Here is a 12603-nt window from a genome sequence, read left to right as displayed (position 1 = left end):
ACGAGAACAGTGGGCAGACGAGGCCCCCGGCCGACGGCGATCAGGCCAGGAGTCCCTCGCTGACCTCCCACAGTCGCCGGGCATCGTCGGCGTCGAGCATCGCCGAGTTCGCGTCCGACGGGATGCGGTCCGCGGTGAGGGGCAGGACCCGGTCGTCGATCACGGCGACGTCGCTGTCCTTCAGGTAGACCCCGCCGACGCCGTCGAGCAGCGGGCTCGCGGCACCGAACACGAGCGTCGCTGCGCCCTGCTCGACGGTCTTCTTGCCGACCTCGGGGTCGATGACGGTCACCCCGTGGTCGTCGACCAGTCCCTGCTCGCGGTACGACGCGAGCACCGTTTGGTCGTGCGGGCCGGGTCCGATGATGACGCCCGGGTGCGCGGCGAAGGCTCGGATGCCCTGGTCGGCGTACCGCCGGTCGAGCTCCACCGTGAACAGGACGTTGGCGCGCTTCGACTGGCCGTACGCGGTGACCGGGTCGTACCCGTGCGCGAACGTCAGGTCGTCCCACCGGATCTGCCCGAACCGCGCCGCACCGGAGGTGACGGTCAGGACCCGCGCACCACGGGCCTCCAGGAGGGCGGGCAGGAGCGCCCGCGTGAGCTGGAAGTGCCCGAGGTGTGTCGTCGAGAACGCCAGTTCGTTGCCGCGGCCGTCGAGTCGGCGGTCCGGGGTGAAGAGCATCGCGGCACTGTTCACGAGCATGTGCAGCGGGCGGCCGGAGGCCGACCAGCGCGCGGCGAAGGCATCGACCGACGACGGGTCGGTGAGGTCGAGGGCCTCGACGTGGATGCCCGGGATGTCGGCGACTGCTGCGGATGCCCGGTTGACGTCACGTGAGGCGACGGTGACGTCGGCGCCGGCCGCCGCGAGGGCGCGGCTGGTCTCACGGCCGAGGCGGCTGTGTCCGCCGGTCACGACGACGTTCCGGCCGGTCAGGTCGACGCCGTCCAGGACGTCGGCGGCGGTGGACGCGGCAGTGAAGCCGCTGGGCAGGGGGTGCTGGTCGGTGATCACGAGTGGTGCTCCTTCGATTCGATGTGGCCGACGGCGGCAGCAGGGCCGGCCGCGTCGGCGGTGTCAGGGCCGACGGCGTCGGTGATCGCCGACCACGCGTCGGGGTCGAGGCCGAGCTCGGTCCGGAGGAACGCCGTCGTGGTGTGGCGGACGAGGTCCACACGCTCGGGGCTCTCGTCCGTGGTGGCGGTCGACTCGTAGTCCTGGATCCCGCCGAGCAGGTGCTCGCCGCCGTGGAGTGTCACCAGATGCCGCGCGCCGGGGCTCAGGTGGTAGACGTCGGTGAACCAGTCCGGGCCTCGCGTCGAGAGCTGAGACTGGTCGTGGTCGCCGGCGACGACCAGTGACGGGGTGTGCAGCCGGCTGAAGTCGGGGCTCATGAACGCGAAGTGCTCCTGCGCGAACGGCGCGAGGTCGCCGCGCGCGATCCCGGTGGTGGACAGCAGGACCCCGGCGCGCACGCGGTGGTCGGTGCGGTCCTCGCCCGGCCGCCCGTTGGCGTCCAGGACGCGGGCCCCGAGCAGCATGCCCACGGACTGTCCGCCCCACGAGTGTCCGACCGCGGCGATGCGCGCGGTGTCGACGCGCCCGCTCAGGCCGGGGACCGCGTCGATGATCTGGTCGAGCTCGTCGAGCACCCGCTCGAGGTCGTCGACGCGCGTCTGCCAGATGGTCGGGTAGCGCGGGTCCTCGAGCGTCAGCCCGTAGGCCTTCGCGTCGAGGAACGTCGGCTGGACGACGACGAAGCCGTTCGCGGTCCAGTGGTCGACCAGGGGGTCGCCACCGGTCATGGACTGGCCGAAGCCGTGGGCGAAGACGATGACGGGCAGGTCCGTGCCGGTCGTCGGTGCGGTGATCCGGACCTCGAGGTCCTGACCGCGCGAGGGTGCGGGAAGCGTGACGGGGCGCACGCTGATGACCTGCGGTCGAGGTGCTGTGGGTGCCATGTGGGCCTTTCCGGGATGCGGTGTCGCCCGTGGTCGGAGCGATCGTCGTCCGAAACGGAGCGACGTTCCGGAACGATACGGAACAACGATCCGGATTGCAAGAGGAAGCGGAGCGTTGTTCCGCATTCCGTCTGCGTCGTGCGATGATCGACGCATGAGCACCCCGTCGACCGACCCCGTGCCGCGTCGCCGTCGCGACGTCGAGCGCAACGAGCGCACGATCCTCGACGCCGCTGCCGCGGTCTTCACGGCCTCGGGCGTCGGCGCACCCGTGCGCGAGGTCGCCGCCGCCGCCGGTGTCGGGGTGGGCACGCTCTACCGGCACTTCCCGACCCGTTCGGACCTGGTCGTCGCCGTCTACCGGCACCAGATCGAGGCCCTGGTCGACGCGGGGCCGGCGCTGCTCGACTCCGAGCCGACACCGTTCGCCGCCCTGCTGCACTGGGTGCACCAGTTCGTCGACTTCCTCAGCACCAAGCACGGCCTGGCGCGTGTCTGGGAGGGCGACGCCGACGGCTTCACGGCGCTGCACACGCTGTTCGTCGACGAGCTCGTGCCCGTGCTCGGTCGGCTGCTCGACGCCGCGCGGGCGTCCGGCGAGGTGGCCGCACCGACCCCGCCCTACCAGCTGCTCCGGGCCGTCGGCGACCTGGTGGCGTGGAGTCCCCAGGACCCCGACTACAACGTCCGGACGATCGTGACCCTCCTGGTCACCGGGCTGCGGCAGGCGCAGCCGACGGTGACCGACAGCGCGTAGCCGGTCACGCGCACTGGTCACGACCGGCACCGGACTGGAGGCGCGGTGCGGGCCAGTGACGCGCCTCCCGTCCGGCGTCACGACCGTCTCGGGCCGCACCAGCGGCGCCGGAGCGGTCCGCCCCCTACGATCGTCCCGACGAAGGGGGACCACCATGACGGAACTGGCGGACTGGGAGACCGAGGGGGCCAGGGCTCGTCCGGCTCGGCCGGGTGACCACGAACCGGTGCCGGCAGCGCTGCGGGCCGTGACGATCATCGGGGTGCTGTTCCTGATCGCCGCGGTGTGCGTGTTCGTCGTGAACGCGTCCATCCCTCCGGCCGACGAGACCGCGGTGCCCGTCGACGTGCGGCTGCTGATCGCGACGATCGTTTCGGTCGCGATCGCGGCGGTCGGCGTGGTCGCCCTGCTGCTCCGACTCGTCGCCGGGGTGCTCATCCGGCGCTGACCGCCCGCGGACGTGCAGGGTTCACGCTGCGGCTCCTCCCCGGCAGGTGTCAGACCGACGACGCCCGCCCGGAGCCGACGACCACCAGTTCGGTTCCGCTCGGTGCATGGTCAGCGAGCCTCGCGGTCCGGATCGTCATGTCGTCGTAGGAGTTCCACGAGTAGCTCGTGGAACGGGACGAGAACAGTCCGGTGTAGATGGTCTTCTCGTAGTCACCCGACTGCATCTCCGCGCTGCCGTCCACCATCGCCACCTGCTGGAGGGTGTGGAACGCGCGGCTGATGTTCTCTGCTTCGTCCGCCTTGACCGGGTGGTGCCCGTGGACGTACGCCGCGCGCACGAACCGCGACGGCGACGAGTAGTCCCCGGGGATCCCACGCATCGACGCACCCGCACCGAACGGCACCAGGTGGGCTCGGCCGAGCACGCGCTCGTCCGGGACCTCGGGCGAGGTGTTGAGGTAGTTGCGCAGGTTCTCGTGGTGCCACGCGAACCCGGGCTGGTTCGTGAGGACGTCCACGTCGTCGTCGAACACGTGCAGGCCGTCCTCGGTCTGCTCCACGACGATCGCACGGTCGCGGTCGCCGATGATCCAGTGCAGGAAGGCACTCGGGTACTCGTCGTTGATCGGCCGGTCGACGATGACGACGTCTGCGAGCGCTGCCTCCACCGCGTCGACGTCGGCGAACCGGGAAGCGACCCACAACGGGAACTCGAACGCTGCGACGTTCGTCGCACCCTCGACGGGTCCTGTGGGGTAGTGGGCGTACCCGGGGAAGTTGAGGCCGGCGACAGCGACCCCGGCGTCGTTGCCGCAGTCGAAGTAGAGGGGCGTGTCGTCCTCCACGATCCCCATGCCGATGACCGCGTGCGGGATGCCGGCGACGGCGCCGAACGGTGAGCGCGGAACGAAGCCGGTCGGGGTGACGACCACCTGCTCGCCGTACCCGGTCGACCAGTCGAGGTTGCGCGCCAGGAAGAGGTGACCGCTCTCGTCCGAGAACCTGATGGCAGTGCACATGTCGAGTCCTTTCTCGTGTGGACCGCGCGGCGCGGTGTCGGTCGCGCAGGACCAGGTTGGTCCCTCATAGTGGCGAGCGACACAGGCGGACGACAGAGGCGAACGACCCTGACGAGCACCGAGCACCGCCGGCCCACCGTGACGGGACCTTCGTCCTGGACGCCGGCCGCTCCTGAGCGTATGGTCCGCCCATGAGTGGGGCTCAGGGACGATCTTCGCGGCAACAGCGTGCAGAGCAGTTGGCGGAGGTGTCGCCGCGCTTCCGCGCACAGCTCGACGACCGACGACACGACCGGGTCGGCGCGGACTGGGCCGGCGGCCTGCCGGCGCAGTACGGCGTGGCGCCGCGACTCCGACTCGGGCGTGACCAGTGGTTCAACCTGCTGTGGCTGGTACCGCTCGCTGCCGCAGCGCTCGTCGTCGGCATCGCGGTCGCACGGGAGATCGTCGACGTGCCGGCCGTCCGGGACTTCATGCGGACCTACCCCGGCGAGTCGCGTCTGCCGGCCGGCACACCGGAGGGCTTCCCCGCCTGGCTCCAGTGGCAGCACTGGCTCAACGCGCTGTTCATGTTCTCGATCATGCGAGCAGGACTGAGCATCCTGGCCGACCATCCCCGCCTGTACTGGACCCGACACTCGACGCCGGGCCACGAGTGGCTGCGCTTCCAGCGACCTGTTCCGGACGACCCGGACTACACCGCGAAGGGCGATTCGATCACGCTTCCCGACCAGGTCGGACTCCCGGGCAGACGGCACTCGATCGGGCTGGCTCGTTGGTGGCACTTCGGTTTCGACGTGCTCTGGCTGGTCAACGGCGTCGTGTTCGTCGTCCTGCTCGTCGTCACCGGACAGTGGGCCCGGATCGTCCCGACCAGCTGGGACGTGTTCCCGAACGCGCTGACGACGGCGATCAGGTACCTCTCACTCTCCTGGCCGGTCGAGGACGGGTGGGTGAACTACAACGCGCTGCAGTTGCTCTCGTACTTCGTCACGGTCTTCATCGCCGCCCCGCTCGCACTCCTGACGGGGCTCGGGATGTCACCGGCCCTGTCCACGCGCTTCCGGAGGATCAGCCGCGTCTTCAGCATCCAGTTCGCCCGGTCCCTGCACTTCCTGGTCCTCTGCTGGTACGTCGCCTTCGTCACGGTCCACGTGAGCATGGTCCTGATGACCGGCGCGTTGCGGAACCTCAACCACATGTACGCGGGGAACGACACGCAAGCGTGGACGGGCTTCTGGGTGTTCCTCGCCACCACCGTCGTCCTCGCCGTCGTGTGGGTCGGCGGTTCGCCGTTCACGTACCGGTTCCCGAGAGCCGTCCGTCGGTTCGGCTTGGCGTTGTTCGGGCCGGTCCAACGGTGGTTCGAGCACGTCGACGCGAAGCCGGGGGCCTACAGCGAGGACGACATCTCACCGTTCTTCTGGCCGAACGGACGGACGCCGGACAGCGAGGAGTACCGCGCCCTGCAGTCGGACGAGTTCCGGGACTACCGGCTCGCGGTCGGCGGGCTCGTCGAGGAACCGGCGTCCCTCTCGCTCGACGACCTGCACCGTCTGGAGCACCGCGAACAGATCACGCAGCACTTCTGCATCCAGGGGTGGTCGGGGGTCGCCAAGTGGGGCGGCGTCCCCATGTCGGCGATCCTCGACCTGGTCCGTCCCGACCCGAAGGCACGGTGGGTGGTCTTCTACTCCTTCGCTGAAGGGGCCGACGGAGGCCTGTACTACGACGCGCAGGACATCGAGCAGATGCGCTCGGAGATGGTCATGCTCGCGTACGACATGAACGGCGAGCGGCTGAACTTCGCGCACGGGGCGCCCCTGCGCCTCCGGAACGAACTGCAGCTCGGGTTCAAGATGGTCAAGTGGCTGCAGGGCATCGAGTTCGTCGAGCGGTTCGAGGACGTCGGGAGTGGGCTCGGTGGGTACAACAACGACCACGAGTTCTTCGGGTACCGGCAGCCGATCTGACCTCGCCGATGCGTTGGACCGTCCTCCTCACGAACGCCGCTGCTGCGGTGATGGCGACCGGGATCGTCGGCACGGCTTGTGCCACCACCGGGCTGCGTCCCGTCGGCGTCGTCGCGTTCACCGTCGCCACGGCCCTGCTGGTCGGGGTCGTCGTCCTCCTGGTCCGCCAGGGCGTCCACCAGCCGTCCTGGTTCACCGGCACGCTCGTCGACCCGGATGCCGCCTTCGGGTGGTGGACCCTGCTCGCGGCCGTCGGCGTCTGCGGGACCCTGGGTGCCACGCTCGGCGTCGGCGCTGCTCCGGTCGTGGCGCTCGTGGTCGGCGGGCCGCTCTGGCTGCTCCTCACCTACGGACTCCTCCCGTGGCTGTTCCTCCGGACCGGCGCGCGGCCGCTGAGCGCGCACGCCGACGGTGCGTGGTTCCTCTGGGTGGTCGGGACCGAATCGCTCGCGATCACCACCTCGACGTTGCACTTCGACGTCGTCGCGCTCGCGCTCTGGGGCGTCGGCCTCGTGCTGTACCTGCTGCTCGCCGCCGTGGTCCTCGTCCGCATGGTCGGCTCGCGCGGAGGACCCCTCGTGGTCGCCCCCACCGCGTGGGTCGTCTCCGGCGCGACGGCGATCACGACGCTCGCCGGCGCTCGCCTGCTCGAGAACGGTCTGCCGGCCGCGGCGCACTTCGTCGGCGGGGCGTCCTTCGTCCTGTGGGCCTGGGGAACGTGGTGCCTGCCGTTCCTGGTCGGCATCGGCATCCGGCAGGTCATCGTGCTCCGCCTGCCGGTGCGGTACGTCACTGCCCTCTGGAGCATCGTCTTCCCGCTCGGGATGTACTCGACCGCCAGCACGGTCTTCGGGCGGACGACCGGCCTCGGCGTCCTCGTGACGGTCGGGAGCGCGAGCCGCTGGGTCGCCGTCGCCGCCTGGGCCGTCGTCGCAGCGCTCGCCGTCGTCGCCGTGGTCCGAGCACTGCAGCCGGACCGGGACCGACCGGGCGACGCACGCGGTGGCGGGTGAGGACGCACCCGTCACCACGAGACGAGGAACGGCGGAGGTCGTGACCGAACGTCGGACGGGAGGCCCGGTGCCAGCTGGTACCGGGCCTCCCGTCCGTCACCGGGTCGCGTCTCCCGCGTCCTCCGGTCGCGTCTCCGGATCGGCTCAGGCTGCTGGCGTCGAGTACAGCACCGCGAGGGTCGCCACCAGCCCGACGACCACGATGCCGAGGTCGAGCACGGCCAGCGTGACGAGCCGCGTGCGTTGCGGCCGCACGGCGGCGCGGACCACGACCATCACCGCGAACAGCACGACCACGAGCACCAGTGCCGGCCAGCCGATCGCTGGCGCACGGATCGCCATGAGGACCATCACCGCGGCGACGATCACGGCCGTGACGGCTCCCCACACGAGCCAGTTCGAGCCGGACGCCGTCCGGAGTGCGGGCTGGTCGCCGACGCGGTAGGGATCGGGGCGGCGGGGCTGTTCGTCGGACACGAGCCGGACGGTACGCGGTGGCGACTGCCCGTCCCCGCAGGCGCCCCACCGCGAGAAGATGGGGCGTGCACACCGCAGCGAGCATCCTCGACGCCGTCGTGCGTCAGGTCGACGCCACCGGCTTCGACGCGCACGGCGTCCACGTGCGGACACGGACCGGTGCGGTCGGTACCGACGACGTCGCCGAGCACCACTGGACCCCCGACGTCCGACGCGAGGTCCACTCCGCCGCCAAGGGCGTCTGCGTCCTGGCCACGGGTATCGCCGCCGACGACGGCCTGGTCGACGTCGACGAGCCGATCGCTCGGTACGTGCCCGGCCTCGCGCTCGGCGACGGCGTGAAGCACGTCACCCTCCGGCACCTGCTCACCATGACGAGTGGCATCGACATGCCGTGGTCGGCGACCGAGCTGACGGACTGGCCGGACCTGGCGGCGGAGTTCCTGCGGCGACCGTCCCGCGGCCGGGTGTTCCAGTACGCCAACGCCAGCACCTACGCCGCCATGCGCGTGCTCGAGACCCGGATCGGCGACGTCGGCGCGTTCGTCGCGGACCGGTTGTTCGCGCCGCTCGGCATCCAGGGTGTCGCGTGGCAACGCTGCCCGAACGGGTTCGTCGCCGCGGGCGAGGGGCTGTCGCTCCGCACCGAGGAACTCGCTCGCGTCGGACGCCTGATCCGCGACGGCGGGGTCGTCGACGGACAGCGGATCGTCAGTGCACCGTGGTGCGACGCGATGCACTCCGAGTGGGTGGAGCGCGAGGGCACCGGCATCGGCTACGAGCGGTACGCGATGGCCGGGTGGGGTGGCCCCGGTCGACTCTGGCGGCTGCACGGTGCGTACGGTCAGATGCTGCTGTTCGACGAGACCGAGGGCGACGACGACACCGGCACCGTCGTCACCATCACCGCCGACGACCACTTCGGCGCCGACGCGCTCGCCGCCTTCGTCGCCGACGAGCTGGCCCGCCAGGACCCCCGCCGGTAGCACCTGCGACGACCCGGCCTGCACGTCCGCGCGCGCCCGGCGTGGGAGGATCGATCAGTGCAGCAGCAACCCGTCGCGATCATCATCGCGGCCATGAGCGAAGAGGTCTCGGCCTTCGCCGACCTCTTCGGCGGTGTCCCCGTCCTCGACGGCCCCGTCGGTGGGCACGACCCGCACCAGCTGCTCGACATCGGCGGCGCCACGGTCGTCGTGCGCCGCAGCGGCATCGGCTTCACGAACGCCACGGCCGCCGTCGCCCACGGCTTCCACGACTTCGGCCCGGGCATCCCGGTCATCAGCGTCGGGACCGCCGGTGGCCTCATGCACGGCATCGCGATCGGTGACGTCGTGGTCGGCGACCGGTACGTCAACCTCAACGCCGACGCCACGGCGTTCGGCTACGCCCTGGGCCAGGTGCCCGGTATGCCGACCGGCTACGCGCCGGACGCCCGGCTCGTCGAGCTCGCGATGGGGGCCGACATCGCGTGGCCCCTGCGGTCGGCGACGATCGGCTCGAGCGAGGTCTTCGTCACCGAGGGCCGCGCTCGTGCGCTCCGGGTCGCGTTCCCCGACGTGGCCGCGGTCGACATGGAGTCGGCCGCGATCGCGCAGTTCGCCCACGTGCACGACATGCCGTTCGTCTCGGTCCGGTGCATCAGCGACCTCTGCGCGCCGGACGGCGCCGAGTTCCGCGAGCACCTGGACGACGCCGCGGCGCGCGCAGCGCGCGTGGTCCACGACCTGGTGCTCGGCCTGCGTTCCTGAGTCCGCCCCGTGCACCGGCTTGGAGGCGCGACTCGCCGCCGCCGGTCCGGCGGCGGTGATCCGGGCCTCCCGTCCGTCCCTGCTTGGTCACGCGCGAGCCGGAATTGCGTTCCACGGACGTTCCGGGACGATTCGCGAACCCGGCACGGAGCCTCTCGCTAGCCTCCATTACGGGGGGCCAAGGAACCACGGCCAATCACACAGGGAGATCAGCCATGAGCGCCTACACGAGCGACGACAACGTCGAACCTGCACGCATCACCACCTTCAAGCGCGTCCGCAAGCAGTGGCGCCGGACGGGTGAGGTCGGCTACACGCACAGTGGCAGCGACTTCTTCCGCGACGACGCCCCGGAAGCGGTCCAGCGGTAACCAGCGGCAGCCACGAAGTGCCCGTCAGGAGTGATCCTGGCGGGCACTTCTGCGTTCGTGGCGCTCAGCCTCCGAGCTGGTCTCGCAGGTAGGGCGCGGTCCGGCTGGTCGTCGAGGCGGCGACGTCGGCGGGCCTACCGGCGGCGACGATCCGACCGCCGTCGTCACCGCCCGAGGGACCCATGTCGATGACGTGGTCGGCGCTCGCGACGACGTCCATCGCGTGCTCGACCACGACGACGGTGTTGCCGGCGTCGGTCAGACGGGCGAGCTGGGCGGTCAGCAGCTCGACGTCGGCCGGGTGCAGGCCGGTGGTGGGCTCGTCGAGCAGGTACAGGGTGTGGCCGGTCCGCGCGCGCTGCAGCTCGGTCGCGAGCTTGATGCGCTGCGCCTCGCCGCCGGACAGCTCCGGGGCGGGCTGACCGAGCCGCAGGTAGCCGAGGCCGACCTCGCGGAGGGTCTCGAGTCCCCGCCCGGCCGCGGGCAGGGACGCCAGGAACGGCGCCGCTTCGTCGACGGTCATGCCGAGGACGTCGGCGATGGACGCCCCGTTCCAGCGGACCTCGAGCGTCTCGGCCGTGTAGCGGGAGCCGTGGCACTCGGGGCACGGAGCCCAGCTGCCCGGCAGGAAGAGGAGTTCGACGGACACCGACCCCTCGCCCTGGCAGACCTCGCACCGTCCGCCGGCGACGTTGAACGAGAACCGTCCGGCGGTCCAGCCCCGGGCCTTCGTGTCGTCGGTCTGGGCGAAGGCGGCCCGGACCGCGTCGAACAGGCCGGTGTAGGTGGCGAGGTTCGAGCGGGGTGTCCGGCCGATCGGCTTCTGGTCGACCTGCACGACGCGGTCGATGAGCGGGTGCGACGTCGCGACGCCGGGCAGCACGCCACCGACGAGCGACGACTTGCCGGAGCCGCTGACCCCGGTGACCGCGGTGAGCACGCCGAGCGGCAGGTCGACGTCGAGCCCACGCAGGTTGTGCAGGGTGAGGTCGCGGAGTTCGAGCGTGCCGATCGGGGTCCGGACGGCGCGGTCGGCGGTCGGCTGCCGGGGCTCCAGGAAGCGCCGGGTGACCGAGGCCTCGACCTCGGCCAGGCCGGCGACCGGGCCGCTGTACAGGACGGTGCCGCCGCCGGTGCCCGCGCGGGGGCCGACGTCGACGATCCAGTCGGCTCGCCGCACGATGCTCATGTCGTGCTCGACGACGAAGACGCTGTTGCCGCCGGCGCGCAGGTCGTCGAGGACGTCGACGAGGGACTCGGCATCGGCGGGGTGCAGCCCGGCGCTCGGTTCGTCGAGCACGTAGACGACGCCGAACAGGCCGGAGCGCAGCTGCGTCGCGATCCGCAGCCGCTGGCTCTCACCGGGGGAGAGCGTCGGGGTGGCGCGGTCGAGCGCGAGGTAGCCGAGACCCAGCCCGACCAGGACCTCGACGCGGGTGAGCAGGTCGCGGGAGATCGCCACGGCGACCTCGGTGTGCTCGCCGGACGATGCTCGCGACGTCGCCGCTGCCGCGTCGGTGATCGCCGCGATCGGGCGCAGGACGTCGGCCAGGCCGGTCAACGGCAGGGCGTTCAGCTCGGCGATCGAGTGGCCGCCGATCGTGACGGCGAGGGCGGCTCGGGTCAGACCGGTGCCGCCGCACAGCCCGCACGGGCCGGACTCGACGAACTGCAGCACCTTCTTGCGCTGGGTCTCGCTCTGCGAGTCGGCGAGGGTGTGCAGCACGAACTGTCGGGCGCTCCAGAACCGGCCCTTGTAGGGCTTGGCCACGCGGTCGCGCTTCGGCTGCACCTGCACGACGGGCTGTTCCTCGGTGAAGAGCAGCCAGTCGCGGTCCTTGCGCGACAGCTCGCGCCACGGGCGGTCGATGTCGTAGCCGAGCACGGCGGTGACGTCGCGCAGGTTCTTGCCCTGCCACGCGCCGGGCCAGGCGGTGATCGCGCCGTCGCGGATGCTCAGCGACGGATCGTGCACGGCCGATGCCTCGGTGACCTCGTGCGCGGTCCCGATGCCGTGGCACCGGGGGCAGGCGCCGGCGACGGTGTTCGGCGAGAAGGAGTCCGACTCGAGCCGGTCGGCGCCGGACGGGTAGGTGCCGGCACGCGAGTAGAGCATGCGCATCGAGTTCGACAGCGTGGTCATGGTGCCGACGGTGGAACGGGAGCTCGGGGCGCCGCGGCGCTGCTGCAGGGCGACGGCGGGCGGCAGTCCGGTGATCGAGTCGACGTGCGGGGTGGACCCCTGCGCGATCAGCCGCCGCGCGTACGGCGCGACGGACTCGAGGAACCGGCGCTGGGCCTCGGCGAAGACGGTGCCGAAGGCGAGCGAGGACTTGCCGGAGCCGGAGACGCCGGTGAACGCGACGATCCGGTCGCGGGGGATGTCCACGTCGACGTCGCGCAGGTTGTTCTCGCGGGCGCCTCGGACGCGGATGAAGTCGTCCGGCCCGGGTCGGTCGTCGGTGGGGGTCGAGCGAGGAGCGGGCATTCGCTCGATCGTAGGCTCGGCCACTGGGAGAAGCAGTACCGGTGCGGAACCGCGAACGACGAAGAGCCGCTCCGCCCTGATCGGCGGAGCGACTCTTCGTGTCGAGCGGTGTTGCGGCAGGTGTTACTTGATCTGTGCGGTGATGGTGGCGGTGCCGACGAGGAGGCCGCGCTTGACAGCGTCGGTGCCGAAGGTCTTGTTCAGCAGGCCGGCGGCGTCTTCGCTGACGTGGACGGTGGTGCCGGTCAGGATGGCGTTGTCGCCCTCGAGCTGGAGGGGCTTGAGCGAGCCGCCGTGCAGCTCGAACAGGAACGCGTTGGCCGCGGCGACCTTGCCGTT

12 protein-coding genes and 1 pseudogene are annotated in these 12603 nt (G+C 71.3%); 7 read left to right on the top strand and 6 right to left on the bottom strand.

From position 1 onward, the window contains the following. Positions 1 to 40 precede the first annotated feature (40 nt). A complete protein-coding gene (locus DEJ27_RS16730) occupies positions 41 to 1018 on the bottom strand; it encodes an SDR family NAD(P)-dependent oxidoreductase (RefSeq protein WP_110858902.1) in 978 nt (325 codons plus the stop codon). Continuing rightward, on the bottom strand, positions 1015 to 1965 hold the full coding sequence (locus DEJ27_RS16725) for a chlorophyllase (RefSeq protein WP_111091488.1): 951 nt from the start codon (positions 1963 to 1965) through the stop codon (positions 1015 to 1017). The genes DEJ27_RS16730 and DEJ27_RS16725 overlap by 4 nt, the downstream gene beginning before the upstream one ends. A gap of 154 nt (positions 1966 to 2119) precedes the next feature. Here DEJ27_RS16725 and DEJ27_RS16720 point away from each other — a divergent pair, with 154 nt between their 5' ends. Further along, positions 2120 to 2722, top strand: a complete 603-nt coding sequence (locus DEJ27_RS16720; RefSeq protein ID WP_110858904.1) for a TetR/AcrR family transcriptional regulator — start codon at positions 2120 to 2122, stop codon at positions 2720 to 2722. 154 nt (positions 2723 to 2876) lie between these two features. Next, positions 2877 to 3170, top strand: coding sequence for a hypothetical protein (locus DEJ27_RS16715; protein WP_111091487.1), 294 nt, complete (start codon positions 2877 to 2879; stop codon positions 3168 to 3170). Between the two features lie 49 nt (positions 3171 to 3219). Here DEJ27_RS16715 and bsh read toward each other — a convergent pair whose 3' ends face one another. After that, on the bottom strand, positions 3220 to 4191 hold the full coding sequence (gene bsh / locus DEJ27_RS16710; RefSeq protein ID WP_111091486.1) for a choloylglycine hydrolase: 972 nt from the start codon (positions 4189 to 4191) through the stop codon (positions 3220 to 3222). 191 nt (positions 4192 to 4382) lie between these two features. Here bsh and DEJ27_RS16705 point away from each other — a divergent pair, with 191 nt between their 5' ends. Together DEJ27_RS16705 and DEJ27_RS16700 are read left to right on the top strand one after the other, a co-directional pair. Continuing rightward, positions 4383 to 6164: a molybdopterin-dependent oxidoreductase gene (locus tag DEJ27_RS16705; protein ID WP_111091485.1), complete on the top strand. Its 1782-nt coding sequence runs from the start codon at positions 4383 to 4385 to the stop codon at positions 6162 to 6164. A gap of 8 nt (positions 6165 to 6172) precedes the next feature. Next, a complete protein-coding gene (locus DEJ27_RS16700; RefSeq protein ID WP_111091484.1) occupies positions 6173 to 7177 on the top strand; it encodes a hypothetical protein in 1005 nt (334 codons plus the stop codon). Positions 7178 to 7321: 144 nt separating this feature from the next. Here DEJ27_RS16700 and DEJ27_RS16695 read toward each other — a convergent pair whose 3' ends face one another. Continuing rightward, on the bottom strand, positions 7322 to 7654 hold the full coding sequence (locus tag DEJ27_RS16695; RefSeq protein ID WP_110858909.1) for a hypothetical protein: 333 nt from the start codon (positions 7652 to 7654) through the stop codon (positions 7322 to 7324). A 65-nt stretch (positions 7655 to 7719) separates the two neighbouring features. On the opposite strand from DEJ27_RS16695, the gene DEJ27_RS16690 reads away from it, so the two are divergent. From DEJ27_RS16690 to DEJ27_RS17875, 3 genes are all read left to right on the top strand, one after another. Beyond that, entirely contained in the window at positions 7720 to 8640 is a 921-nt protein-coding gene (locus tag DEJ27_RS16690) for a serine hydrolase (protein ID WP_110858910.1), read from the top strand. 57 nt (positions 8641 to 8697) lie between these two features. Further along, positions 8698 to 9405: a 5'-methylthioadenosine/S-adenosylhomocysteine nucleosidase gene (mtnN, locus tag DEJ27_RS16685; RefSeq protein ID WP_110858911.1), complete on the top strand. Its 708-nt coding sequence runs from the start codon at positions 8698 to 8700 to the stop codon at positions 9403 to 9405. A gap of 215 nt (positions 9406 to 9620) precedes the next feature. Then, on the top strand, positions 9621 to 9776 hold the full coding sequence (locus tag DEJ27_RS17875; protein WP_181419963.1) for a hypothetical protein: 156 nt from the start codon (positions 9621 to 9623) through the stop codon (positions 9774 to 9776). Positions 9777 to 9840: 64 nt separating this feature from the next. Here DEJ27_RS17875 and DEJ27_RS16680 read toward each other — a convergent pair whose 3' ends face one another. Together DEJ27_RS16680 and DEJ27_RS17870 are read right to left on the bottom strand one after the other, a co-directional pair. Beyond that, positions 9841 to 12264: an excinuclease ABC subunit UvrA gene (locus DEJ27_RS16680; RefSeq protein ID WP_111091483.1), complete on the bottom strand. Its 2424-nt coding sequence runs from the start codon at positions 12262 to 12264 to the stop codon at positions 9841 to 9843. Positions 12265 to 12387: 123 nt separating this feature from the next. Further along, positions 12388 to 12603: pseudogene (locus DEJ27_RS17870) on the bottom strand (hypothetical protein); the annotation flags it as partial.

It is taken from the genome of Curtobacterium sp. MCPF17_018, from assembly GCF_003234135.1.
GTDB classification, from domain to species: Bacteria; Actinomycetota; Actinomycetes; order Actinomycetales; family Microbacteriaceae; genus Curtobacterium; species Curtobacterium flaccumfaciens.
Note: the sequence above shows the minus strand (reverse complement) of the source record. Positions and strands in the feature narration are given on the sequence as shown.